We start from the raw sequence: 24,817 nt of genomic DNA, 5'->3' as shown, positions 1-24,817 counted from the left end.
GCTGCACAAGCTGTGCCGGCCTCATCGCGAGCAGGCTCGCTCCCACATAGAATCGTGTTGCACCTTGTGGGAACGAGCCTGCTCGCGATGGCAGCGCACCGGATCCAGCGGGAACAACCCGGCAATGCGCATCACCAACACTTCGCGCACTCGCTGATCCTCACGCAACCCCAGCGACCGGCTCATTTCACCTCTCCCAGATCAAAGCTCATCGCCGCCGCCGGCTTCGCGCCAACCCCGTACCAGTCCAGCTTGCGGGTCAGCACCATGAACACCCCCAGCAGGCCGAACAGCAACAGCGAACCCATCAACAACGCGTAGTCCTCTGCGCTCAACAAGCCGTAGAGCAAACCGTACAAGCCCGCCAGCCCCGCCGAAAATCCCAGGCCATGACTGACGCTGCGCAGCACATGGCAGACATAGAAGCCGATCAGCAATACACAGGCACTGGCCGACGCCAGGTAGGCCAAGGCGAAGCCAATGTGCTCCGACAATGACAGCAGCAACAGGTAAAAGAACGCCAGCGCCACACCCACCAAGGCGTACTGCACCGGATGCACCGCCAGGCTCTTGAGCACTTCGAAAAGGAAGAAGCCGGCGAAGGTCAGGGCGACGAACAGCAACGCATATTTGATCGCCCGGTCGCTCTTGAGGTACTGGTCCACCGGGTCGATGAAACTCACACCGAAGGCCCGGCTGCGGAACGCTTCACAACTATCGCTTGGTTCGCAGGCTTGCAGTGTTTCCAGAAGGTTGGTGGAGAAAAACGACGTTTGCCAGTCGGCACTGAAACCCTGCTCATTGATCTCGCGATTGGTGGGCAGGTAGTTGCCAATGAAGCTGGGATGTGGCCAGTCGGCCGACAGGTGCACCTTGGTGGATTTGCCCACTGGCAGAATCTGGAACTCGCCGGTGCCTTGCAGGCGCAGGTCAAAACCGAAGGTCAGCTCAGGGCCGCCCTGGGCGGTGATCATTGGCAGCGGCACATGCACACCCTGCCCCAGCCAGCCGAGCCGCGAGCCAGGCAGGAAGTCGACGGTCTGTTGGTTCAGCGTCAGCGTCAGCGCATTCTCGATGCCGCGAATATCGCTGATGCCGACGCTCAGGTATGGCTCGTCGAAGCGGTAGTCGGCAAAGTCTTTGGCAGCGACACCGTAGCGCTCAGGCACCTTGAAGCGGCCATCGATCCGGTTATCGGCATGGAATAAACGCGCTTCGTAGATGCCCCGGGCACGGGTTTCGGTGCGGACCTGGCCGTCGAGTTCAAACTGCTCCGGTAAAAAATACAACTCACCTGCTCGCTCGACGGTTTCCAGGAAACGCACGCCGGTCTTCTCGTTGGTATTCCAGACCTTCACGCTCTTGCGAAACGGCACCACGATCATCGGCCCGATCAGTTGCTGGTTGTAGCTGGAGCTGCGGGCGATGTCCTGCAGCACACCGTCACGCAGTTCCTGGCGCTCATCAATGAGCCCGTTGATCATCAACAACGGGATCATCAACAAGAGAATCAATAGGGCGATCATGCCCAGTTTTATGGCGAGACTGCGGTTCATGTGGGGCTCTCCCTGTTCGAATGAGGGAGAGTCTGGGGTGGCTGTGTGTTGGGCTTATGGAGCGATTGTGGAGATTGTGTGGAGACGGCCATCGTCGTGCTGGGCGCGAACGCCGGCATCCGCCACGTCCACGGCCTGGAACGCTTCGCGCAGGGAATCTTCCATCAGCTGCCAGGCCTCCTCGGCCGAATCGTCCGGCCCCAGGTGGGTGAACATATGGTCGCAGCCTTCAAACATTCGCAACCGCACTGGCACGCCGGCCAGACGCAACTTTTCGGCGTAGGCCTCGCCCTCGCCACGCAAGATATCGTACTGCGCGGTGATCACCGTGGCCGCCGGCATCCCCACCAGCGAATCGACCGGCGACAGCAGGGGCGACGCCAACGGATCGAGCGCCTGCGCCGGATCGCTCAGGTAGCAGCGCATGAAGAAGCGCATCAGGCCGACACCGAGCAAGGGACGGGCAACGGTGGAAGTCTTCAGCGCCGGGTCTTGGGCCAGGTCCAGCGCCGCATAGTCGATCAATTGATGCACCACCTTCAGTGTTCGATGACCTCGCGCCAGGCCCGCCACCACCGCGGCCAGATTACCGCCGGCGCTATGACCACCGACGGCGATCCGCTGGGGATCGATACCCAACGCTTCGGCCTGGCCCGCCAACCACTCGAGCACCGCAAAACATTGCCGCGGCGCTGCGGGAAAGACCTGCTCTGGCGCCAGCGCATAGTCCAGGTTGACCACCAGGCAATTCAGGTTGTGGGCCAGTCGACGGCAATAGCTGTCGTCATGCTCGGGCGTTCCGGCGACAAAACCACCCCCGTGGAAATTCAGATACACCGGCAGCGTCGTCGCGGTCTGGGAATGGGGCCAGTAGAACAACGCCCGCGCGGGTCCCCATGGGGTTGCAATGGTTTGTTCGGCCACGGCGCGCAACGGAAACCGCGCGGGGTCATAGGTGAACTTCGCCTTCATTCGCTTGGCGAAGGCGCGCAGCAACTTGGCCTGCAATTTTTGCCAGAGGCTTACCATGCTCATGCTCCCGGTTGTGTAGCCACGATAGGACCAACGAACCGAAAGCCATCTCGCCGTAAGGCAGGGCGTGCTGACAGGTCTAGTTATTGTTCGTCAGTGCTGAGCGAAAACTAAACCTAAAAAATGATTATGTAAATTAACCAATAACAAAATTAACCAAATTTTTCTCAAGGCAAGCGCAGCACCACCTCCACCCCACCCTCGACGTTGCCAATCCTGAACTCACCTCCATGCAACTGCACCACTTCCTCCACGAAGTTGAGCCCCAGGCCGGTGCTCTTGCGACCGCTGTCCGGGCGCGGCAGGGAGTAGAAGCGCTCGCTCAGGCGTGGCAGGGCGTAGTCGGGAATCGGTTCGGCCTGATTGAACAGGCGGATCTCGACCTGGTTGTCGATTCGTTCGGCGCTGATGCGCAGCAATCCATGGGCGGGAGTAAAGTCCAGGGCGTTTTCCAGCAGATTACCCAGGGCCTGGCGCAACAGAAATGTCTCACCCGTTAGGGTCAGGTCGGCGGCAATACGTTGCTCGACCTTTAGCTGACGACTTTCGATCCAACCACCGCGCGCTTCCAGCAACTCATCCAGCAAAGCCACCAGCGGCACAGCGACCACGTCCTCCAAGCCCTGTCGTTGCTCGATCTGGGCCAGGTTGAGCAAGCGTTCGATCAACTGCTGCATGCGCACGCTTTCACTCTCGATGTTGCTGACGAAACGCTGGTGCTGGGCCGCCGGCATATCACTTTGCAGCAGTTCGGCAGCGCCGCGGATCGCCGCCAGCGGGCTCTTGAGCTCGTGGGTCAGGGTGTGCACGTAACGCTCGACGTAGGCCTTGCCTTCGAGTTGGGTGCGCATGTGCTCCACCGCCCCCGCCAGTTGCTCGAACTCGCCGCCGCGATAATGCGGCACTTCCACCCGGCGTCCCTGGCTGACCGCCTGGGCGTAGCTCGTCAAACGCCGCAATGCTGCGCTGAGCCACCATGACAACAGAGCCCCCAGCAGCAGGCCGAGCACGATCAGCCCGGCGCCGTAGGCCAGCAGGCGCCGCTCCGTGCGGTCGACATAGGGCTGCAGCGAACTGTTGGGCTTGGCCACGGTGACGACACCGATGATCCGGCCGTTATCGCGGATCGGCGCGCCGACATGCATCACCGAAGACGTTGGATCATCGGCAACGCTGCGGGTCGAACGGGCGCCGTAGTGGCCGCGCAGGGTCAGGTAAACGTCGTTCCAGCGCGAATAATCCTGGCCCACCGCCACGCCACTGGAGTCGAGCATCACGATGCCCTTGGCATCGGTGACATAGATGCGATGGCTGACCTGGTTTTTCGGCAAGCCCCAGATCGTCGCCGCCGGCTGGCGCTCGCCGTAAGCCTTGAGCAACTGCGGCCAGCGATTCTGGTTGAGGGTGCCGGCCTTGAAATCGTCCCGCAGGATCTCGGCCATCAGGTTGGCCGTGTCCACCAGGGTTTCTTCGGTGGACTGACGCACGCCGGGGCGGATTTCCTCCATGACCGTGTTGAGCACGAAATACCCGGTCAGACCGATAAACAGCACATACACCAGGAAAATCCGGATCCCCAGCGACATCAGCTGTGCCCCGGACTGTAGCTGTAGCCCAGGCCTCGGTGGGTCTGGATCGGTTCGGCTTCGGCCCTCACCAGGCGCAACTTGGCGCGCACGCTCTTGATATGGCTGTCGATGCTGCGCTCATAGCCGGCATCACTGGCCACGCCCAGGGCGTCGAGCAATTGTTCGCGGCTGAAGACCCGTTCGGGCTGTTCCAACAGACAGTTCAGCAGGCGAAATTCGTGACGCGTGAGGTTCAGCGGTTTGCCGCGATAGTTGATCTGCACCCGGTCGCTGTCCACCTGGAACAACGCTGTGCTTGAGTCCGCCGCCGGTCGCGGCGCCACGCGCTTGAGAATCGCCCGAACCCGGGCCGCCACTTCGCGGGGGCTGAAGGGCTTGACCACATAATCGTCGGCACCGATCTCCAGGCCCACGACCCGGTCGATCTCGCCATCCCGGGCTGTCAGAAAGATGACCGGAACGTCGCTGAAACGTCTGAGATTTTTACACGTCTCGAATCCGCTGATATCCGGCAGGCCCACATCGAGGATGATCAGGTCGGCCGGGGTGTTCTTCTGGTGATCGAGGGCGGCGGCGCCAAGGCTCAGCCACGTGGTGTCGAACCCCTCCCCTTGCAGGGCAAACACCAGCGTATCGGCGATGGCGGCTTCGTCTTCGACAATCAGGATATGAGGCATGGCTTGCGAGCCCGGCAATAAAGTTGCCGGAACGGTGCCCCAAGGCTTGGGGCACGTCAATCAGGGAAATCAGCAGTCCGGCTTATCCGCCGTAAACCGCCGCGCCGGATTCACCGCCGCGCCAAACTCGCGCAATGCCTTGGCACCAATCAACAACGGGTAGTTGAAACTGCTGCGGTCGGTCAGGTTGACCTCCACGGTGCGCTTGACGTTACCCAGGCACAGCTCCAGATCCACCACCGGGCGCTTGGTCGGCGCAATTTTTTCGTCGTCGTCCTCGTCTTCTTCAGAGCGGGTCTTGATCTTGCTGATGCGCGCGATCTTGTGCTCGTAGAGTTTATTGCTCGCACCTTTGGTCGCCAGGCGGAAGCGCACCCAGTCATCACCGTCGCGGGTGAACGTTTCGATGTCCTTGGCCGACAGCGAGGCGGTCAACGCGCCAGTGTCCATCTTGGCCTTGAGCACTTCACCACCGATTTCCGGCAGCGCGATGTATTCGTAGCGCCCGTACAGGGTCGGCTCGGCGGCCAGCACTGGAAGGGCCACCAGGGTAAGCAGGGCTAGAACTGATTTCATGTAGTCAGGGCTTCCATTGTGGGAGTGGGGTTTTAGACCGTTGCTGATGAATTCGTTCGGTTAAACATCCCTGTGGCGAGGGAGCTTGCTCCCGCTCGGCTGCGCAGCAGTCGCAAATCGGTCTGGCCATCGCCGCCAATTGGGGGCCGCTTCGCAGCCCAGCGGGAGCAAGCTCCCTCGCCACAAAAGCCCATCCAGTTTAGCCAAGCCCAAGTGAAACTTTCGTCCACGCCGATTTGGCCTGCCGCCGGAAGCTGCTTATCATGGCCCGCCCACCCGCTTGCAAGAGTCATGTATGCGCCGCCTGCTCACCGGCTGTTTCGTCACGCTGCTGTTATTGCTCAACACCCTGGTGCTGTTCGGGCCGCTAATGGTGTTCGCCCTGCTCAAACTGATCCTGCCCGGGCGCTTTCGCGACTACGCCTCGTGGGCGGTGATGTGGATCGCCGAGACCTGGGCCGAAATCGACAAACTGATCTTCGCCCTGTGCATCCCCACCCGCTGGGACATCCGCGGCGGCGGTAACTTGCGTCGCGACACCTCTTACCTGGTGATCAGCAATCACCAATCCTGGGTCGACATCCCCGCCCTGGTCCAGACCCTCAACCGGCGCACGCCATTCTTCAAGTTCTTCCTCAAGAAGGAACTGATCTGGGTGCCGTTCCTGGGGCTGGCCTGGTGGGCGTTGGACTACCCGTTCATGAAACGCTACACCAAAGCCTTCCTGGCCAAGAACCCGGAACTGGCCGGCAAGGACCTGGAAATCACCAAGGCCGCCTGCGAGCTGTTCAAGCGCCAGCCGGTCACCGTGGTCAACTACCTCGAAGGCACGCGCTTCACCGCCGCCAAAAGCCAACAGCAACAGTCACCCTTCACCCACCTGCTCAAACCCAAGGCCGGGGGCGTGGCATTCGTGTTGGCGGCCATGGGTGAACAACTCGATGCCGTACTGGACGTGACAGTGGTGTACCCGCAGGAACGGATTCCCGGGTTCTGGGATTTGATCAGCGGCGCGGTGCCCCGGGTCATCATCGACATCCAGACCCGCGAGCTGGACCCAGCGCTGTGGCAGGGGGATTACGAGAACGACCCGGTGTTTCGCCAGCATGTGCAGGATTGGGTTAACCAGCTGTGGACTGAAAAGGATCGGCGGATTGCGGCGTTGCGTAGCGAAACAATGGATTCCTAACAGTTCTGATAGTTGGCAGCGGCGCAAAACCGCGTGAAACCTTCATCCCGAACATCCTCGGAACCCTGCAAAGACCGCCCCATCTGTTAATCCTTCAGACGTTTCCGCTTTTCATGAAGTTTGAGTTAATTATCGCCAAAGGTTAACAGTCAAGAACCAACTAATTCCAAATCAACATAAACAACTGTCAGCATTGACAGTAGCCCTCACCAAGCACAGCCGCAAACATGTCGCCGGGACACATTGTGGAGGCAAGCCCATGAGAAACTTAATGACTGATGGCGGCGCAGGAATTTGCTTACTGATAATCGGCCATGTTCATGCCGCAGAAGTCACCTGTCCGGCTACAACACTCATCCATGGCACCACTGAAACAGTAGAAATTCAGGATGATCGCGAATGGCAGAGCCAAGACCTTGGACAGGAGGCCAATCCGGCGGTGCAGCAATTCAACGGTGCTGAGTTCGCGGTCCATGAACCCGACGAAGATGAACAGGTGCCGAGGAGAGTGATCATTAGCTGCAATTACGGCGAGAACAACCTCACGCTGGATTATCTTGACGTCCAGGAGCCGGCGTCCTTGCCCTGGTCGGCCAACCATTGCGCCAGTCGGGACACCTACTCCTGCAAGCCGGTGAACGCCGACTATTTCAGCTTGAGGTTTTGATGGTTCCGTGGCGGATTTTCGATGTCGCCACCTTCATCAAACACCCGCCCCCGTACCCCAGATCCCCCCCAGATTCTGCAGCAACGAACCTGCCACGCCCTGTTGGCCGAGGTACTGCAAGATAATCGGGGCAAACTGGCCGATCATGCCGCTGTCCATGCCCAGCGCACTGAAGGCATTGTTCAGGTCGCCGGTGTCCTTGACGTTGCCCAGCAAGCCGTCGAGCAGTGAATGCTTCTCCGATCCGCCCCCGAGCAAACCGCCCAGGCCATTGAGCCCGCCGATGGCGCTGTTCCCAGCGATCTGATCCAGGCCCGGAACACTTTTGCTCAACTCGGAAAACTGCGGCTCGCTGAGTTGGTTCTTCGCCAGCCCCAGCATCGCACCGGCACCGCCGATGGCCTGTTCCGGCGTGATCTTGAGTTCCGATCCCAAGGTGTTGAGCAACCCGGCGGCTTTCGGCGCGGCGGCCACGGCGCCCTCGCCCTGTTCGCCTTGGTTGCCCTGCATCGCCGACACCACATTGGCTGCATCACTGAGACTGAACTGCGCGAAGGCTGGGCTGGCAGCCAGCGTCAACAGGCAAGACAGAGCAAAACCACGTGAAACCTTCATCCGGGACATCCTCTAGACCATGAAAAAGCCGCTCATCAAGAGCGGCGTAAAGCGAGCGTTGGACTGGAGCGGATGCAGATTGTTCCTAAACGTATTACAGGAGTGGCCGATAGCCACTACAGAAAAATCTTCCAAGCCCGTCAGAAGTGTCTGATTCAATGAAAACTGCGCTTTTTCTTATAGCTATAAGTTACCAAACATCCATATACAGTTCTGAATTGACATAAATAACTGACAACATTGACAGTAGCCCGCCCGACCAAAGCCGTGAATCGTTGATCTGAGCCCTGGAGCCTGGCACATGAGAAAAATACTGGCTGGAGGCGCGGCGTTGCTTTTGCTGATCATCGGCCACGCCCATGCCGGTGAAATAACCTGCCCTGCCGTCACTGACATCCATAAAAACATTGAATCGGTGGAAGATGTTTTTTTCGTCGAGGCACAAGACAACCACGAATGGGAGAGCGAAAGCCTGGTGGACGTGGTCGACCCGGCAAGGCTGCAATTCGAAGGCGCCGAGTACGTTATCCATGAAGCCGACGAGGACAGACAGGCAGCCACAACGGCGACCGTCACGTGCCGGTACGGGGACATAAATCTGAATATGGAGTATCAGCAGATATTGGAACCGGCCTTTTCAGGGTGGGTGAATAATCGCTGCGAAAGCCCGGACACCAAAATGTGCAAGTTAATGGACGCAGACTACTTCAACCTGTTGCTTTGATCGGGAATGGCAAACGCGTCACTGTTCCTGCACAGCATTTCAAGGCGCCCTGCCATCGCCTGCACCGTTACCGTACAGTGCGGCTTTCTCCTGCAGAGTTTGCCTATGAACGTAAAAATCGGCGGCGCGGCCCTCGCCGTCATCCTGACGGGCATGCTCATTGTCCTGGGCGTCAACGAGTACCAGCGTGGCCCGCTGAATCCGGAACTGGCCGACGGCACCAGCGAAGAACAAAAGACCTGGCTGACCATCGAACACCGCATCAAGCGCTCCGCCCCGACGCTTACCGATGTGACCCGCGACCAGCAAACGCTGACGTTGCGCTACCGTCCAAACACCGCCGCGGATGACAGCAACGCCTGGGTTGCGGACCTGCTGCGGGTTGTCGGCCATGGCCTGGCGGCGCTCAACGGCGCACCGGGGGGTAAGCAGTACACGCAAGTGACGGTCAAGGCGCGCCTGCTGGCCGATGATGACGTGGAGCTGGTCTACGACATGCAAGGCTTCGACGCCATCAAGACGCAACAGGATGGCTACGTCACCTTCGCCAGCATGCCCCGTAGCCTGGACTTCAGCGCCGATGCCCTGACCCAGGCGCAAGACTATTGCCAAGGCCCCAGCGCCCGGGGTTTCTACCCTGAATTCTGCGACCGGGTCGAGGCCGCGACTGCACACCAATAACCGGGTGGCGAGGGAGCTTGCTCCCGCTCGAGTGCGAAGCGCTCGCCGCTGGTATCTGAAAAGCAGGGGACTGCTCTCCCTTTATGGCGAGGGGATTTATCCCCGCTGGGCTGCGCAGCAGCCCTAAAGCCGCGAACTCGATCTTCCTGACGCACCGAGTTGTCTGGTTTGGGGGCCGCTTCGCAGCCCAGGGGGGATAAATCCCCTCACCACAATGGAAGCGGTGTTCCTGCCTGAATACTCACGACCAAAAATCCCACAAATACTTGGGAAATCCCCCGCAACAGCGAGCCTTGCCCAGCCCAATAGGCGATGCCTATAGTTCTTCCCGTCGTCCACATGGCGACTCGGGTTTGGCGACTCGATAAACTACGGTCAGAAGCCCTGCTTTTTGGCACGGGCTTTTGCACTCGAAAAACTACTTAATGGTAGTTGTGCGCGGGAGACCTGAGGTCTGCCGGAGTCCGTAGCTATCCGGTTCGCCAACCCGCGTACAGCTGCCACCCATTCGTTTGGCGACGAGTGAGTGGCGGCATCCACCAAGCTACGGGAGATCTACCCAATGAACCGATACATCCCCATCACCGGCGTCGACTGCACCCCCGCCACCCTGCTCATCGACACCCAAGCCCCCCTCGACGTCCTCTACGAAACCGCCGCCTACCGCATCCGTGCCGCCACCCAACTACTGGAAAACATCGCCTTCCGCGAGGAGATCAGTTCCGACGCCGTCGTCCTCCACGACTTCGCCCTGCTCCTGGCGATTCCGTTGCGCGATGGCTGCGACGTGCTGGACGTGATCGGCCGACGATTGCAGGCGCAAGCCCTGGCATGATCGCCTCATGACAGTCATCTGAATATCACTTGCAATCGGTTATTCCCTCTCGGTATTGCCTACTGTCAACTCTGACAGTAGGCAACGATTTGCCCCGATCCTAAGCTCCCGTCGTGTCAACGAAAACAAGGCCATGGGCAACCACGCCTTTATCCATTCGGACAAGCAGGACAATAAAAATGAACGACCGAATCAAGGGAACCGTTAAATGGTTTAACGATGCAAAGGGCTATGGCTTCATTTCTTGCGGCAAGGGTGGCGAGGAATTGTTCGTTCACTACTCGGCGATTGCTGGTGAGGGCTATAAAACTTTGAAGGAGAGGCAGAGCGTTTCGTTTGAAATCGAGAAAGGAGAAAAAGGTATGCAAGCCACGAGAGTGATGCCGGAATTAAGGACCGGCTCCACACAGCGAGCGAACCATGTCGACGAACCGTAAAATGCTGCTCTGCCGCTACCGTTACGACCCACTGGATCGTCTGACCGATTGCATACCCTCGGATCAAGCAGACACCCACCGTTTCTACTTGAAAAACCGGCTGGCCACCGAAATTCAAGGTTCGACGCAGCGCTCGATTTTCCAGCAGGCCGATCTACTCCTGGCGCAACAACAGCGTCTGGACGGCGTCGTCGAAACCACTTTGCTCGCCACCGATCAACAACGCTCGGTACTGCAAGCATGGGACACAATGCAGCCGCATTCCCTCATTTATACACCTTATGGCCACCGTGCCCGGGACAGCAGTTCAATTAGCCTGCTCGGTTTCAACGGTGAACGGCCAGACCCGGTAACCGGACATTATTTACTGGGCAATGGTTATCGGACGTTCAATTCAGTACTGATGCGATTCAACAGCCCGGATGCTTGGAGTCCGTTTGGAGGAGGAGGATTGAATGCATATGCATATTGTTTAGGGGATCCAGTAAATCAGGATGATTCCACCGGACACATGGCGAGAAATCTATGGAAATCTTTCCTGAATTTATTTAGGCCTAAACCTCCGACCCCAACCGCTCATACTGATGTGGCTGTCAAATCAATCAAGAACGTTAAAAGAATTGCAGACAACTCTATAATATTTGATGATTATCAAGATGGATTGCGGTTAAATATAATTGGCCATAGCCCACCCCCACGCTGGGAGAGCGATCCACGCTACATTCTTATAGGTAATGAACTCTTCTCACCAGCGGAGCTATATAAGCATCTTATACGGCATGTAGACCTCAAAAAATATGCATCGCTTAGACTTCTTAGCTGCTACTCAGCTGCCACCGTTCGTCCTTTTGGTGCAGAGCTCGCGACATTGACGAACAAACCTGTAAAAGCATACTCAGGCCCTATCATGGCTAGTTTTTTTCCAGATCAGGGAAGAGACTAAATATAGCTCATCCGAATATAAAAAAAGCAAAAAAAATAAGCATCTTAAAATCAAAAAAAAATTATTACTTTGAAGGAGAAGTCGTACCTCCCTATCATTCTGTGAAATTCACTTCGCCGCATTCAATAAGACGGCCCTAATCGAAATCAACCAATTACCTTTTGACGATAAAAAACAGTCGAACGCTTCCCCAACAGAGGAAAATCTATGACTTATAAATGCAGGGTCTTATTATGCCACTGCTATTACGATCCATTGGATCGCCTCCATCAGAAAGACAGCTATTACTCTGTTTAGCTGCCCCCCCCTATGGTAAGAGCAATACTGTTCGACATCTTAAAAAAAGCGGCCAAGACCGCACTTTTACCGCTTCATCTACATTACTTACGCCGCACAAAACAACTTATACGAATCAATCACAAACTTCTTCTGCACGCTATCGCACCAGCCATCCCTTCGGCGCATAATCCAGGCTGTTCTTCTACACACCGACAATTTCGGTAAAGTCTCTGAGCAAGTTAAGGTGAGTGACGTATTTTCCCCACTCGCCCCTAACAGAGTTGCTAGTCGACGACTTTAACCAATTGTGCCACAGTAACTTTTGAAATACGCGTACCCTCCAGGGAGTACTGTCGATGCCATTCGAACGCGAAAACCTACTCTGTCGATACCGCTACGACCCGTTGGATCGCTTGGCCGATTGCACGCCAACAGCCCAAGTCAGCTCCCAACGTTTCTACCTCAAGGATCGTCTAGCCACAGAAGTTCGGGGGACGGCGCAGTGCTCCTTTTTTCAACTGGAGGACCAACTCATGGCGCAGCAACAACGCCAGGAAGACACTGTCCAAACCACTTTTCTCGCCACCGATCACCACCGCTCAGTATTACAAGCGCTCAATGCAACGCAGCCTTGGCCCCTCGTCTACACACCTTACGGCCACCGCGTCCCAGAAAACGGTCTACTCAGTCTGCTCGGCTTCAACGGCGAACGGCCAGACCCGGTAACCGGACATTATTTGTTGGGTAATGGGTACAGGGCGTTCAATCCCGTATTGATGCGCTTCAACAGTCCGGACAGTTTGAGTCCGTTTGGGGCAGGTGGATTGAATTCATATGCCTATTGCGTTGGAGACCCGATAAATCGGAGTGATCCAACGGGGCATACTTGGGGCCCGTTAAAGGCTGTCTTGAGGGAAGCAGGGCTCATGAGGCAATCAAATCCGGTAGTTCAACCCGCAGCCTCGCGAAATCCACCGGCAACAACTGGAGCTACTCCGTTACAGACCTCCAATGCTGAAACCTCGGCACGGACGACTAGAGGCATTATAGAGGTCAGTGCCCTCTCAGTTTTTCCCGCTGAGGATCCCAATCGTGGCTTGCACGCTCGGATATTTTCACTAATTAGAGCAGATATTAGAAGCATCTTAAGGACGGGAGCAAGATATAGACCACCTGTTGTAATAATCGTAAATGACGGACTGAACGATTTTCGAGGTCGACATGTTGTTCCTCGGCCTAGTGTCGGAGAGTCGCCTCCGCCCAGTTACGAACATTTTTCTCCGCCACCTTACTCAGTCGCAATGAAAAACATTAGATCAATTGATAGGACTATAAAAAAACATGACACTAAGCCACCCTCCTATTTTCAAAATTAACTTACCCCCCCAACACTAAACATATTATGCAGCCCAATCACAAACTTCTTCGACATGCCTACATCGAACGTACCAAAGCCTTTCGGCGTGTAGTCCAGGCTGATGATCTGCTCGGACGATTTCCACAACGTTGATGCCGTCCCATATGATCGCTTGCATCACTACACCGTTGTGCTCTCGTGAAGGCTAGCCCTTATGAGCAACGTTCTCCCTCTCCTCCCGCTACCCCACTATCAGAGTTGCTAGTAGGCGACTCTACCCAGTTGCGTCACAGTAACTCTTTAAATGCGCATACCCTCCAAGGAGTAATGCCCATGCCAGTCGAACACGCAAACCTGCTTTGCCGGTACCGCTACGACCCTTTGGATCGGCTGGTCGATTGCACACCAACGGCCCAGGCAAAATCCCAGCGTTTCTATTTGAAGGATCGCCTGGCTACCGAAATCCAAGGCTCGGCGCAGTGCTCCATTTACCAGCAGGATGACCAGCTCCTGGCGCTACAACAGAGACACAACGGCGCCCTACACATCACCTTATTAACCACGGATCTGCAACGCTCGGTATTACACGTGCTTGATGCAACGGGCCTTTCCCCCCTCGCCTACACACCTTACGGTCACTGCGTCCCGGAAAACGGTCTACTCAGCCTGCTCGGCTTCAACGGCGAACGGCCGGACCCGGTGACTGGGCATTATTTGTTAGGTAATGGCTACAGGGCGTTCAACCCGGTGCTGATGCGCTTCAACAACCCGGACAGTTTGAGTCCGTTTGGAGAGGGTGGGATGAATACCTACACGTACTGCTCTGGAGATCCGCTCAACCGGACCGATCCCACAGGCCGTTCTTCAATCTATGGACTTTTCAAATCGATTGGGCGAAATCTCCACCTAAGAAAATCGACACGAATGGCCACCCCTAATATTAAAGAGGCCAAAATGTCGAATTTCAAAATAATCGACAGCCGTGTCGTAGCATTTGAGAGCTCAACCCCCACGCAACGACAATTAATAATCGAAGCCCACGGCACCCCGCATGGCCCGTGGTCTAAAACGGCAGTAGTCAGTAGTGAACGAAGACTGACGCCACAAAATCTTCACGATGCCGCCACCCGCCATGGGATTAACTTCGGCGATTACGACAACGTGGGTTTGCTTATTTGTTATGCAGGAAAAGGTGGAGGCGGATCTTTTGCCGGTCGCTTTGCAAAACTCACAGGAAAACCGGTAGATGCGTATCGAATTAGGGTAGGCATCTCGCAAACTGGTAGTCCGTTAAAGAAACTTCAACAACATGCTCAATTTCCAGGCACTGCGAACCAATCAATTTTTGCAAGCCTTGAAGGCAGAAGCCTTAGTATTGATCCCGAACACGCGGCCTCAGCAATCCGCTTTACCCCATAAAAAAGCCTGACCGATGTAGAACGGTGCCGAAACACGATAATAAAAAAGGGCGACATAACTGCCGCCCTTTTTCCGTCTTGCCTACAACCTTACGCCGCACTAAACAACTTATGCGGATCAATCACAAACTTCTTCGGCACGCCCGCATCGAACTCGCCATACCCCTTCGGCGCATCATCCAGGCTGATCACCTGCACACCGACGATTTCAGCAATGTTGATGCGGTCCCACATGATCGCCTGCATCAGCTGGCGGTTGTACTTCATGACCGGGGTCTGGCCGGTGTGGAAGCTGTGGGATTTGGCCCAGCCGAGGCCAAAACGGATGCTCAGGGCACCGATCTTGGCGGCGGCATCGATCGCGCCTGGGTCTTCGGTGACGTAGAGGCCGGGAATACCGATCTTGCCGGCGACACGGGTCACCTGCATCAACGAGTTGAGCACGGTGGCCGGGGCTTCGTGCTTGACGCCGTCATGGCCGTGACCACGGGCTTCGAAACCAACGCAGTCGACGGCGCAATCCACTTCTGGCTCGCCCAGCAGCGCAGCGATTTGCTCGTGCAGCGGGGTGTCGGTGGACAGGTCGACGATTTCAAAGCCCTGGGCCTTGGCATGAGCCAGGCGGACTGAGTTGACGTCACCGATGATCACCACCGCAGCGCCAAGCAGGCGTGCGGAAGCGGCGGCCGCCAGGCCAACCGGGCCGGCACCGGCGATGTAGACGGTGCTGCCAGGGCCAACACCAGCAGTGACGGCGCCGTGGTAGCCGGTCGGCAGGATGTCGGACAGGCAGGTCAGGTCGCGGATTTTCTCCATGGCCTTGTCACGGTCCGGCAGTTTCAGCAGGTTGAAGTCGGCGTACGGCACCAGTACGTATTCAGCCTGGCCGCCGGTCCAGTCGCCCATGTCCACGTAACCGTAGGCACCGCCGGCACGGGCCGGGTTGACGGTCAGGCAGACGCCCGTGTGTTGCTCTTTGCAGGAACGGCAGCGCCCGCAAGCCACGTTGAACGGCACCGACACCAGATCACCGATTTTCAGGTTCTCGACATCGCTGCCTTTTTCGATCACTTCACCAGTGATTTCGTGACCCAGGACCAGACCGGTCTGAGCCGTGGTACGGCCGCGCACCATGTGCTGGTCGGAGCCGCAGATGTTGGTGGAGACCACGCGCAGGATGACACCGTGCTCAATCTTCCTGCCGCGCGGGTCCTGCATTTTTGGATAGTCGATTTTCTGTACTTCGACCTTACCGTTGCCGAGATACACGACACCACGATTACCAGACATGCTTTCACCTCGCTGTTGTTTTTGTGGAACTGCGTTGCCCAGGCAGGCAGCGCGTTGATTGCTCGGGTTAGTGCTTGTGTCTTTGTTTCTTTGTTGTCTGTAAGGGCCTCATCGCGAGCAAGCTCGCGAATGGGCTGCGAAGCGGCCCCAAAAATCTAAAGAACGACAGTGCGATTGGCGTTCAAAAACACCCTTCTTTCGATGTGATACCCCACGGCCCGGGCCAGGGTCAGCCCCTCGATGTCCCGGCCCTTGGCGATCAAATCCTCGGGATAGTGGCTGTGGTCCACCACTTCCACGCCCTGGGCGATGATCGGACCTTCGTCCAGGTCGTTGTTGATGTAGTGCGCCGTCGCGCCGACCAGTTTCACGCCCTTGTTGTAGGCCTGGTGATACGGTTTGGCGCCCTTGAAACCCGGCAGCAGCGAGTGGTGGATGTTGATCGCCTTGCCGTCGAGCTTGCGGCACAACTCCGGCGACAGCACTTGCATGTAGCGCGCAAGGATCACCAGCTCGGCACCGGTGTCTTCGATCACCTGCCACACCTGCCGCTCCTGGGAAGGCTTGTCGTTCGGGTCCAGGGGGAAATGGTAGTAGGGAATCTGGTGCCAGTCGGCCAACGGCTTGAGGTCGGGGTGGTTGGACACCACGGCCACCACGTCCATGGACAACTGGCCGATGCGCTGGCGGTAGAGCAAATCGTTGAGGCAGTGATCGGCCTTGGACACCATGATCACGACTTTGGGCCGGTAGTTGGGCGGCGTCAGTTCGAAGACCATGCCAAAGGCTTCGGCCCGCTCGGCCAGGCCGGCGCGGAAGTTTTGCTCGTCAAAGCCATCGGGCTGGCGAAATTCCACACGAATGAAAAAACGTCCCGAGAGCCGGTCGTCGAAGGAGTGGTGCTCGGTGACGTAGCAGCCCTGCTCGAACAGAAAGCGGGTCACCGCGTCCACCGTACCGAGCACGCTGGGGCAGTCGGCGGTGAGAATCCATGTGTCTGGGGCGCGACTCATTGCGGTGACTCCTGTTTGTTATGGATAAGCCCCGCCGAACACAGAACCCTGTGGCGAGGGGATTTATCCCCGCTGGGCTGCGAAGCAGCCCCAAAAGCTTGATGCGATCGGTCTGATACACCGAGGTGGCTGGTTGAGGGCTGCTGCGCAGCCCAGCGGGGATAAATCCCCTCACCACAAAAGTGTTCGGCTTTAGAACGTGTTTTTAGGCCTGCACGCTCAACCCATACTCAGCCGCAGCATCCTGCAACCACAGCCACCAGTAATCGGAGAAGCTGCGGCGAATCACCAGTTCCCAGGTGTCTTCGCCCGTGTGGCGGATCACCAGTTGCGACTTGGCGAACACCGTGCCCACGGCCTTGCCCACCGGGAAGTTGCTCGGGTGTACATCGTAGCTGGTGGATTTCATCAGCACGTCGCGCACGTTCGGACCGGACAGCTCGAGGATCTGCTGGCCGCCGCTGACGTTGACGATCTGGATGTGCAGGTCGCCCAAAGCTTCACGCAGTTTCTGCTCGGCGGCGAACTCTTCGCCGGTGGGCACCACCAGCAGCCACTCGTCCGGGCCGAGCCATTGCAGGCTGGTTTCACCCTTGACGATAACGGTCAGGGCGCCTGGCAATTCCAGGCCCAGGGCCTTGTGCACGCCGGCGGCGAACGCCGGGTCGTGGCCGTCGCCACGAAGGGTCAGGTGGCCCAGGAGTTTTTTCTCGCGCACGGTGACACCGGCGTTCTTGCGGCCCTTGCCCACCAGGCTGGCGAGGTCGGCATGGTGCAGCGACGACTCGGCCTTGGCCCCGGTGGTTGGGCGTTGTTGGTACACGTTGACTGCGGTCATGTGGAGCACCTGTCTCGTAGATTGATCGTTCCCACGCGCTGCGTGGGAATGCCGCCATGGACGCTCTGCGTCCGCTTTTGGGACGCTCTGCGTCCCGGGATGCATTCCCACGCAGGGCGTGGGAACGATCAGGTATCAAATATTCTGCCGGTCGCCCTTCGGATCGAAGAACACCGAAGAAACGATCTCTGCCTCGATCACGCTGCCGTCGGCCAATGGCGCGAACACGCGCTCGCCCATCCGCTTGAGGCCGCCCCTGACCACACCCATGGCAAATGAATACCCCAGGGAGTTGTGGGCATAGCTGGAGGTCACGTGGCCAACCATGGTCATCGGGATCGCCTGCTTGGTGTTGAACACCAGTTGCGCGCCTTCCGGCAGCCAGACATTCGGGTCGATCGGCTTGAGGCCCACCAGTTGCTTGCGGTCTTCACGCACGCAATCTTCGCGATTCATGCCGCGCCAGCCGATCCACGAGAACGGTTTGGTGCGGCCTACACACCAGCCCATGTTCAAGTCGTCCGGGGTCATCGAGCTGTCAGTGTCCTGGCCGACGATGATGAAGCCCTTCTCGGCCCGCAGTACGTGCATGGTCTCGGTGCCGTACGGGGTCAGGTTGTATTTCTTGCCCGCCTCGACGATCTGCTCGAGCACGCCCATGGCGTAGTCGGCCTGCACGTTGATTTCGTACGACAGCTCACCGGTGAACGAGATCCGGAACACCCGCGCCGGCACGCCACCCACCAGGCCTTCCTTCCAGGTCATGAACGGGAACGCGTCCTTGTCCAGGTCGATGTCGGTGACTTCGCTCAGCAGCTTGCGGCTGTTGGGGCCCGACAGGGTCATGGTTGCCCAGTGGTCGGTGACCGAGGTGAAGTACACCTTCAGGTCCGGCCATTCGGTCTGGTGATAGATCTCCAGCCATTGCAGCACGCGCGCCGCGCCACCCGTGGTGGTGGTCATCAGGAAGTGGTTGTCCGCCAGACAGGCCGTTACGCCGTCGTCGAAGACCATGCCGTCTTCCTTGCACATCAGGCCGTAGCGGGCCTTGCCCACGTCGAGCTTGGTCCAGGCGTTGGTGTAGACGCGGTTGAGGAACTCACGGGCATCCGGGCCCTGGATGTCGATCTTGCCCAGGGTCGAGGCGTCCAACAGGCCGACGCTGTCACGCACCGCCTTGCACTCGCGCTTGACCGCGGCATGCAGGTCTTCACCGTTTTTCGGGAAGTACCAAGGGCGCTTCCACTGGCCGACGTCTTCGAATTCAGCACCGTTCTTCACATGCCAGGCATGCAGCGCGGTGAAACGTACCGGCTCGAAGATGTGCCCACAGTGCCGGCCAGCCACCGCGCCGAAAGTCACCGGCGTGTAGTTCGGACGGAACATGGTGGTGCCCATCTGCGGGATGCTCACGTTCAGCGAACGAGCCGCGATGGCCAGGCCGTTGACGTTGCCCAGCTTGCCCTGGTCAGTACCGAAGCCCAGTGCGGTGTAGCGCTTGACGTGTTCCACCGACTCGAAGCCTTCGCGGGTGGCGAGTTCGATGGCGGCGGCAGTGACGTCGTTCTGTAGGTCGACGAATTGCTTCGGCGCCCGTGCGGTGGATTTTTCATGAGGCACCTGGAACAGCGCCAGGGTTGGCTCTTCATGACGGCTCAGGGCTTTGGGCAACACGCCTTCCACTGCCTTGAAGCCGGCTTCGCTGGCCGCGCGCACGCCGCCCTCGAAGCCATCGGCCAAGGTATCGCCGAGGCTGTAGACACCGTTCACACCACCGACGCATACGCGCTTTTGCGGTGCTTCGCCCGGTACGAAACCGAGGATGTCTTCACGCCAGATCGGCTTGCCGCCCAGGTGCGACGCCAGGTGAACCACCGGGCTGTAGCCGCCGGAGCTGGCCACCAGGTCGCAGTCCAGCCATTCGCCAGGGCTGGTGACTTTATGGGCACGGACGTCGATCGCGGCAACACGTGCGCCGGTGACGCGCTTGCTGCCACGGGCTTCGATCACGGCGCTGCCGGTGAGGATGCGGATGCCCTTGGCGCGGGCTTCTTCCACCAGCGCGCCACGCGGGTTGCTGCGCGCGTCGGCCACGGCCACCACTTGCAGGCCGGCGTCGAACCAGTCCAGGGCCACGCGATAGGCATGGTCGTTGTTGGTGCTCAGCACCAGTTTCTTGCCCGGTGCCACGCCGTAGCGACGCACGTAGGTGGACACCGCGCCGGCCAGCATGTTGCCCGGCACGTCGTTGTTGCCGTAGACCAGCGGACGCTCGCAGGCGCCGGTGGCCAGGACCACGCGCTTGGCGCGGACGCGGTTGATGCGCTGGCGAACCTGGCCGATCGGTGCGCGGTCACCGAGGTGATCGGTGAGGCGCTCGTGGATGGTCAGGAAGTTATGGTCGTGGTAACCGTTCACCGTGGCACGAGGCAGCAACACCACTTCTGGCATCGCGCGCAGTTCGGCCACCGCCGCCGCGACCCACTCGGTCGCGGGCTTGCCGTCCAGGCTCTCGCGGGAGTCGAGCAGGCTGCCGCCGAACTCTTCCTGCTCATCGGCCAGGATGACGCGCGCACCGCTGCGGGCCGCGGCCAATGCAGCGGCCAGACCAGCAGGGCCAGCGCCGACGACCAGCACGTCGCAGTGACGGTTCATGTAGTCGTAGGTGTCCGGATCGTTCTCGGTCGGCGAGCGACCCAGGCCTGCGGCCTTGCGGATGTACTTCTCGTAGGTCATCCAGAACGATTGCGGGTACATGAAGGTTTTGTAGTAGAAACCCGGCGGCATCAGCTTGCCGCCGACCTTGCCGAGAATGCCCATCATGTCGTTGTTCACGTTCGGCCAGCCGTTGGTGCTGGTGGCGACCAAACCTTGGTACAGCGCCTGTTGCGTGGCGCGCACGTTCGGGATCTGCGTGGCTTCGGTGGCCCCGAGCTGCAGCACGGCGTTCGGCTCTTCGGCACCGGCGGCGAAGATGCCGCGCGGGCGGGAATACTTGAAGCTGCGGCCAATGATGTCGACGCCGTTGGCCAGCAGTGCAGCGGCCAGGGAATCGCCCTCGAAGCCTTTGTAGGTCTGGCCGTTGAAGGTGAAGCTCAGCACTTTGTTGCGGTCGATCCGTCCGCCGTTGGACAGGCGATTGATCTGGCTCATACCTTCTCTCCCAGAGCCTGTGCAGCCGCTTTCGGACTGTCAGCCTTGTCGGTGAACTGCGGCTTTTGGCCGATCTTGTAGGTTTCGAGAATCTCGTAGGTCACGGTGTCACGGGTCACGTTGAAGTACTGGCGGCAACCGGCGACGTGGTCCCACAGTTCATGGTGCAAGCCACGTGGGTTGTCACGGAAGAACATGTAGTCACCCCACTCCTCGTCGGTGCAGGCGTTCGGATCCAGCGGACGCGGGATATGCGCCTGGCCGGATGCATGGAATTCCTCTTCGGAGCGCAGTTCGCCGCAGTGAGGACAGAAGATGTGCAACATAGGGATTTCTCCTGTTAGTGGGCGACGGCAGCAGCGCCGTGTTCGTCGATCAATGCGCCGTTATGGAAACGGTCGATGGAAAACGGCGCGGCCAGTGGGTGCATTTCACCCTTGGCCAGGCTTGCAGCGAAGACGTTGCCCGAGCCCGGGGTGGCCTTGAAGCCGCCGGTGCCCCAACCGCAGTTGAAGAACATGTTCGGCACCGGGGTCTTGGAGATGATCGGGCAGGCGTCCGGCGTGGTGTCGACGATGCCGCCCCACTGACGGTTCATGCGCACCCGCGAGAGCACCGGGAACATTTCGACGATGGCCTGGATGGTGTGTTCGATCACCGGGTACGAACCACGCTGGCCGTAGCCGTTGTAGCCGTCGATACCGGCGCCGATCACCAGGTCGCCCTTGTCGGACTGGCTGATGTAGCCGTGCACGGCGTTGGACATGATCACGCTGTCGATGATTGGCTTGATCGGTTCCGACACCAGCGCTTGCAGCGGGTGGGACTCGATCGGCAGGCGGAAGCCGGCGAGCTTGGCCATGTGTCCGGAGTTACCGGCGGTCACCACGCCGACGCGCTTGGCGCCGATGAAGCCCTTGTTGGTTTCCACGCCGATGCACACGCCATTTTCCTTGCGGAAACCGATCACTTCGGTCTGCTGGATCAGGTCCACGCCCAACGCGTCCGCCGCCCGGGCAAAGCCCCAGGCCACGGCATCGTGACGGGCCACGCCGCCGCGACGCTGGACGGTGGCGCCCATCACCGGGTAGCGGGTGTTTTTCGAGCAATCCAGGTAGGGGATCTCGTCGGCCACTTGCTTGGCGTTGAGCAGCTCGCCGTCCACGCCGTTGAGGCGGTTGGCGCTGACCCGGCGCTCGGAATCACGGATGTCCTGCAGGGTGTGGCACAGGTTGTAGACACCACGCTGCGAGAACATCACGTTGTAGTTCAGGTCCTGGGACAGGCCTTCCCACAATTTCATCGCGTGTTCGTACAGGTGGGCCGATTCGTCCCACAGGTAGTTGGAGCGCACGATGGTGGTGTTGCGCGCGGTGTTACCGCCGCCCAACCAGCCCTTCTCGACCACGGCCACGTTGGTGATGCCGTGTTCCTTGGCCAGGTAATAGGCGGTCGCCAGGCCATGCCCGCCACCGCCGACGATGACCACGTCGTAGACTTTTTTCGGTGTCGGCGTACGCCACATCCGCTGCCAGTTTTCGTGATGGCTGAGAGAGTGTTTGAAGAGGCCGAAGCCCGAATAGCGTTGCATAGTCATTACTCCAAAACCGACTCAGCGATAAACCGGGAAGTCCGCGCACAGGGCCGCTACTTGCTGCGCGACATTGGCCTCGACATCGGCGTCGCCGAGGTTGTCGAGAATGTCGCAGATCCAGCCGGCCAGCGTGACGCACTGGGTCACCTTGAAACCACGCGTGGTCACCGCCGGGGTGCCGATGCGCAGGCCCGAGGTCACGAACGGCGATTGCGGGTCGTTCGGCACGGCGTTCTTGTTGACGGTGATGTGGGCGCGGCCCAGGGCAGCATCGGCGTCCTTGCCGGTCAGGCCCTGACGGATCAGGCTGACCAGGAACAGGTGGTTATCGGTACCACCGGACACTACATCGTAGCCGCGCTTGATGAAGACGCCAGCCATGGCCTGGGCGTTATCGATCACTTGCTGCTGATAAGCCTTGAAGCCAGGCTCCGCCGCTTCCTTGAAGCACACCGCCTTGCCGGCGATCACGTGCATCAACGGGCCGCCCTGGGCGCCGGGGAATACCGCGGCGTTGAGCTTTTTCTCGATCTCTTCGTTGGCCTTGGCCAGGATCAGGCCGCCACGTGGACCGCGCAGGGTCTTGTGGGTGGTGGTGGTGACCACGTCGGCGTAAGGCAGTGGATTAGGGTACAGACCGGCGGCAACCAGACCGGCCACGTGGGCCATGTCGACGAACAACAGAGCACCGACCTTATCGGCGATCTGGCGGAAACGTGGGAAGTCCAGGGTCTTGGAGTAAGCGGAGAAACCGGCCACGATCATTTTCGGCTTGTGCTCGACCGCCAGGCGCTCGACTTCGTCGTAGTCGATCAGGCCGGTGGTGGTGTCGATGCCGTATTGCACCGCGTTGTAGAGCTTGCCCGAGGACGACACCTTGGCACCGTGGGTCAGGTGACCGCCGTGGGCCAGGCTCATGCCCAGGATGGTGTCGCCGGCCTGCAGCAGGGCCAGGTATACGGCGCTGTTGGCCGAAGAACCGGAGTGCGGCTGGACGTTGGCGTAATCGGCACCGAACAGTTGCTTGGCGCGCTCGATGGCCAAGGCTTCCACTTTGTCGACGTGCTCGCAGCCACCGTAGTAGCGCTTGCCTGGATAGCCTTCGGCGTACTTGTTGGTCAGGCCGCTGCCCTGGGCCTCCATCACGCGCTTGCTGGTGTAGTTTTCTGACGCGATCAGTTCGATGTGATCTTCCTGGCGTTGCTCTTCGGCGTTCATCGCCGCCAGCAGTGCATCATCGTAGCCTTGGATTTGGTCTTGCTTGCTGAACATCGCGTCTCTCCCAGCGGCGGCGGTGCGCCTTTCGTCTCGGTGAGGCACGGACCATTCGGTCGTGCCCTTTGGATGCGATGGTATGGCTGGCGCAGGCATGTCAAATGCCTATGGACGCCACGCAAAGGTGCGTTTACGACATGCACTCAAATGGAATGGAACACCGACCCCGTGGCGAGGGAGCTTGCTCCCGCTCGACTGCGAAGCAGTCGCAAAACCGGCAAACGCGGCGCTCCTGATATATCGCGCTCTCAGGCCTTGGGGCTGCTTCGCAGCCCAGCGGGAGCAAGCTCCCTCGCCACAAGGGGTTACGCGGCGATCTGGCGAACCACGAGCAACACCAGAAAATGCGCCGGATAAAGGCCATACGCCCAACGCCGCATCGCTGGAGGATGAAAACGACCGGCCTGTCGCAAAACCACCCACCCAAGCCCTGGCGCGATCAGGCAAGCCAACAACCCCCAGAGCGCCACCGCATCCCCCAGCCACGCCGCGCCATACAACACTCGCCATTGATTGGCCGCCACGCAGACTACCCCTGGCAAAGCCGCGAAATACCAGGGTCGGCGCAACACCAGTAGCGCGGCCAGCGGCAGCAGCACACCGAAGAACCCGAACATCAGCCGCGACGAAAACAGCGCCGCCACTAGCAACGCCATCGCGGCCAGGCACCGCGCCTCCAGGGTGGGCGTCTGCCAGCAGCGCGCCACCAACAACCCCAACACCAGGGTTGGCATCACATTCAGGGTGGCGGGGTCGGGAATGAACAAGCGGTAAGGGATTTCGCTGACGGCACTGAATAGCAGCAGCCAGCCCAGGTAACGCCATGGAGCGACGTGGGTTCTACCGCGCCCCAGGTTCGCCGCCATCGCCAGGCAGAACCACGGGAACGCCAACCGTCCTGGCACATACAACCAATCGACGGAAAAACCGACATATCGCAGATGATCGAGGACCATCGACAAAAGAGCCAGCCACTTGAGCAGGTCCAGGGCGCCGTCACGCCGGCTCATGTGTATAGCGGCCCGAAGACCTTGTGACTTTCTGACAGCAACATCCGGTGTGTTCCCCCGCTAATCTTG

Annotated in this window: 24 protein-coding genes; 9 read left to right on the top strand and 15 right to left on the bottom strand. The window is 59.1% G+C overall.

The genetic code is table 11. The annotated features are described in order from the left end of the window. Positions 1 to 21: 21 nt before the first annotated feature. The 6 genes from BLO97_RS31575 to BLO97_RS06160 all read right to left on the bottom strand — a co-directional run bounded on the left by BLO97_RS31575 (position 22) and on the right by BLO97_RS06160 (position 5,430). On the bottom strand, positions 22 to 186 hold the full coding sequence (locus BLO97_RS31575) for a hypothetical protein (protein WP_170862082.1): 165 nt from the start codon (positions 184 to 186) through the stop codon (positions 22 to 24). Then, the gene (creD, locus tag BLO97_RS06180; RefSeq protein WP_092345308.1) at positions 183 to 1,556 is read right to left on the bottom strand and encodes a cell envelope integrity protein CreD; all 1,374 of its coding nucleotides are present in this window, start codon (positions 1,554 to 1,556) and stop codon (positions 183 to 185) included. Before creD ends, BLO97_RS31575 begins: the two co-directional genes overlap by 4 nt. Before the next feature lie 54 nt (positions 1,557 to 1,610). Continuing rightward, positions 1,611 to 2,585, bottom strand: a complete 975-nt coding sequence (locus BLO97_RS06175; protein ID WP_092345306.1) for an alpha/beta hydrolase — start codon at positions 2,583 to 2,585, stop codon at positions 1,611 to 1,613. Positions 2,586 to 2,755: 170 nt separating this feature from the next. Then, positions 2,756 to 4,174 carry a two-component system sensor histidine kinase CreC gene (gene creC, locus BLO97_RS06170; protein WP_092345304.1) on the bottom strand — a complete coding sequence of 473 codons (1,419 nt, stop codon included), beginning with the start codon at positions 4,172 to 4,174 and terminating at the stop codon, positions 2,756 to 2,758. Next, complete coding sequence (gene creB, locus BLO97_RS06165) at positions 4,174 to 4,854, bottom strand: two-component system response regulator CreB (RefSeq protein ID WP_063324059.1); 681 nt, start codon at positions 4,852 to 4,854, stop codon at positions 4,174 to 4,176. Before creB ends, creC begins: the two co-directional genes overlap by 1 nt. Before the next feature lie 69 nt (positions 4,855 to 4,923). Further along, positions 4,924 to 5,430 (bottom strand): retropepsin-like aspartic peptidase RloA2, encoded by a 507-nt coding sequence (locus BLO97_RS06160; protein WP_092146335.1) that lies wholly within the window; start codon positions 5,428 to 5,430, stop codon positions 4,924 to 4,926. A gap of 295 nt (positions 5,431 to 5,725) precedes the next feature. Between BLO97_RS06160 and BLO97_RS06155 the strand changes: the two genes are divergently transcribed. Both BLO97_RS06155 and BLO97_RS06150 read left to right on the top strand, forming a co-directional pair. Beyond that, a complete protein-coding gene (locus BLO97_RS06155) occupies positions 5,726 to 6,619 on the top strand; it encodes an acyltransferase (RefSeq protein WP_092146333.1) in 894 nt (297 codons plus the stop codon). A 271-nt stretch (positions 6,620 to 6,890) separates the two neighbouring features. Continuing rightward, entirely contained in the window at positions 6,891 to 7,286 is a 396-nt protein-coding gene (locus tag BLO97_RS06150) for a DUF3757 domain-containing protein (protein ID WP_139197655.1), read from the top strand. A 36-nt stretch (positions 7,287 to 7,322) separates the two neighbouring features. Here the strand turns inward: BLO97_RS06150 and BLO97_RS06145 are convergent, their stop codons facing one another. Further along, positions 7,323 to 7,901, bottom strand: coding sequence for a DUF2780 domain-containing protein (locus BLO97_RS06145; protein WP_092345302.1), 579 nt, complete (start codon positions 7,899 to 7,901; stop codon positions 7,323 to 7,325). 301 nt (positions 7,902 to 8,202) lie between these two features. Between BLO97_RS06145 and BLO97_RS06140 the strand changes: the two genes are divergently transcribed. From BLO97_RS06140 to BLO97_RS06110, 7 genes are all read left to right on the top strand, one after another. Further along, positions 8,203 to 8,625: a DUF3757 domain-containing protein gene (locus BLO97_RS06140; RefSeq protein WP_092146328.1), complete on the top strand. Its 423-nt coding sequence runs from the start codon at positions 8,203 to 8,205 to the stop codon at positions 8,623 to 8,625. Positions 8,626 to 8,730: 105 nt separating this feature from the next. After that, positions 8,731 to 9,306, top strand: a complete 576-nt coding sequence (locus BLO97_RS06135) for a hypothetical protein (RefSeq protein ID WP_170867264.1) — start codon at positions 8,731 to 8,733, stop codon at positions 9,304 to 9,306. Between the two features lie 562 nt (positions 9,307 to 9,868). Next, positions 9,869 to 10,141 (top strand): hypothetical protein, encoded by a 273-nt coding sequence (locus tag BLO97_RS06130; RefSeq protein WP_092146325.1) that lies wholly within the window; start codon positions 9,869 to 9,871, stop codon positions 10,139 to 10,141. 179 nt (positions 10,142 to 10,320) lie between these two features. Further along, positions 10,321 to 10,578 (top strand): cold-shock protein, encoded by a 258-nt coding sequence (locus BLO97_RS06125; RefSeq protein WP_092345300.1) that lies wholly within the window; start codon positions 10,321 to 10,323, stop codon positions 10,576 to 10,578. Continuing rightward, positions 10,562 to 11,521 (top strand): RHS repeat-associated core domain-containing protein, encoded by a 960-nt coding sequence (locus BLO97_RS06120; RefSeq protein ID WP_092345298.1) that lies wholly within the window; start codon positions 10,562 to 10,564, stop codon positions 11,519 to 11,521. Before BLO97_RS06125 ends, BLO97_RS06120 begins: the two co-directional genes overlap by 17 nt. A gap of 635 nt (positions 11,522 to 12,156) precedes the next feature. Continuing rightward, positions 12,157 to 13,176: an RHS repeat-associated core domain-containing protein gene (locus tag BLO97_RS32195; protein ID WP_371914667.1), complete on the top strand. Its 1,020-nt coding sequence runs from the start codon at positions 12,157 to 12,159 to the stop codon at positions 13,174 to 13,176. Between the two features lie 314 nt (positions 13,177 to 13,490). Then, positions 13,491 to 14,576: an RHS repeat-associated core domain-containing protein gene (locus BLO97_RS06110; protein ID WP_092221485.1), complete on the top strand. Its 1,086-nt coding sequence runs from the start codon at positions 13,491 to 13,493 to the stop codon at positions 14,574 to 14,576. A gap of 89 nt (positions 14,577 to 14,665) precedes the next feature. Here the strand turns inward: BLO97_RS06110 and fdhA are convergent, their stop codons facing one another. The 8 genes from fdhA to BLO97_RS06070 form a co-directional block, all read right to left on the bottom strand. Next, positions 14,666 to 15,865 (bottom strand): formaldehyde dehydrogenase, glutathione-independent, encoded by a 1,200-nt coding sequence (fdhA, locus tag BLO97_RS06105; protein ID WP_092221483.1) that lies wholly within the window; start codon positions 15,863 to 15,865, stop codon positions 14,666 to 14,668. A 155-nt stretch (positions 15,866 to 16,020) separates the two neighbouring features. Further along, positions 16,021 to 16,878: a formyltetrahydrofolate deformylase gene (gene purU, locus BLO97_RS06100; protein WP_092146317.1), complete on the bottom strand. Its 858-nt coding sequence runs from the start codon at positions 16,876 to 16,878 to the stop codon at positions 16,021 to 16,023. 205 nt (positions 16,879 to 17,083) lie between these two features. Further along, positions 17,084 to 17,716: a sarcosine oxidase subunit gamma gene (locus BLO97_RS06095; RefSeq protein ID WP_057450497.1), complete on the bottom strand. Its 633-nt coding sequence runs from the start codon at positions 17,714 to 17,716 to the stop codon at positions 17,084 to 17,086. A 135-nt stretch (positions 17,717 to 17,851) separates the two neighbouring features. After that, complete coding sequence (locus BLO97_RS06090; protein WP_092221481.1) at positions 17,852 to 20,869, bottom strand: sarcosine oxidase subunit alpha; 3,018 nt, start codon at positions 20,867 to 20,869, stop codon at positions 17,852 to 17,854. Further along, positions 20,866 to 21,195: a sarcosine oxidase subunit delta gene (locus tag BLO97_RS06085; RefSeq protein ID WP_014340581.1), complete on the bottom strand. Its 330-nt coding sequence runs from the start codon at positions 21,193 to 21,195 to the stop codon at positions 20,866 to 20,868. The genes BLO97_RS06090 and BLO97_RS06085 overlap by 4 nt, the downstream gene beginning before the upstream one ends. A gap of 14 nt (positions 21,196 to 21,209) precedes the next feature. Continuing rightward, positions 21,210 to 22,460: a sarcosine oxidase subunit beta gene (locus BLO97_RS06080; RefSeq protein ID WP_003206307.1), complete on the bottom strand. Its 1,251-nt coding sequence runs from the start codon at positions 22,458 to 22,460 to the stop codon at positions 21,210 to 21,212. 21 nt (positions 22,461 to 22,481) lie between these two features. Continuing rightward, on the bottom strand, positions 22,482 to 23,735 hold the full coding sequence (gene glyA / locus BLO97_RS06075; RefSeq protein WP_003206308.1) for a serine hydroxymethyltransferase: 1,254 nt from the start codon (positions 23,733 to 23,735) through the stop codon (positions 22,482 to 22,484). A gap of 308 nt (positions 23,736 to 24,043) precedes the next feature. After that, a complete protein-coding gene (locus BLO97_RS06070; RefSeq protein ID WP_092345296.1) occupies positions 24,044 to 24,748 on the bottom strand; it encodes a TraX family protein in 705 nt (234 codons plus the stop codon). Between the last annotated feature and the right edge of the window lie 69 nt (positions 24,749 to 24,817).

The organism is Pseudomonas sp. NFACC05-1 (genome assembly GCF_900100135.1).
GTDB lineage: Bacteria > Pseudomonadota > Gammaproteobacteria > Pseudomonadales > Pseudomonadaceae > Aquipseudomonas > Aquipseudomonas fluorescens_Q.
This window is presented reverse-complemented; position numbering and strand designations above follow the sequence as displayed.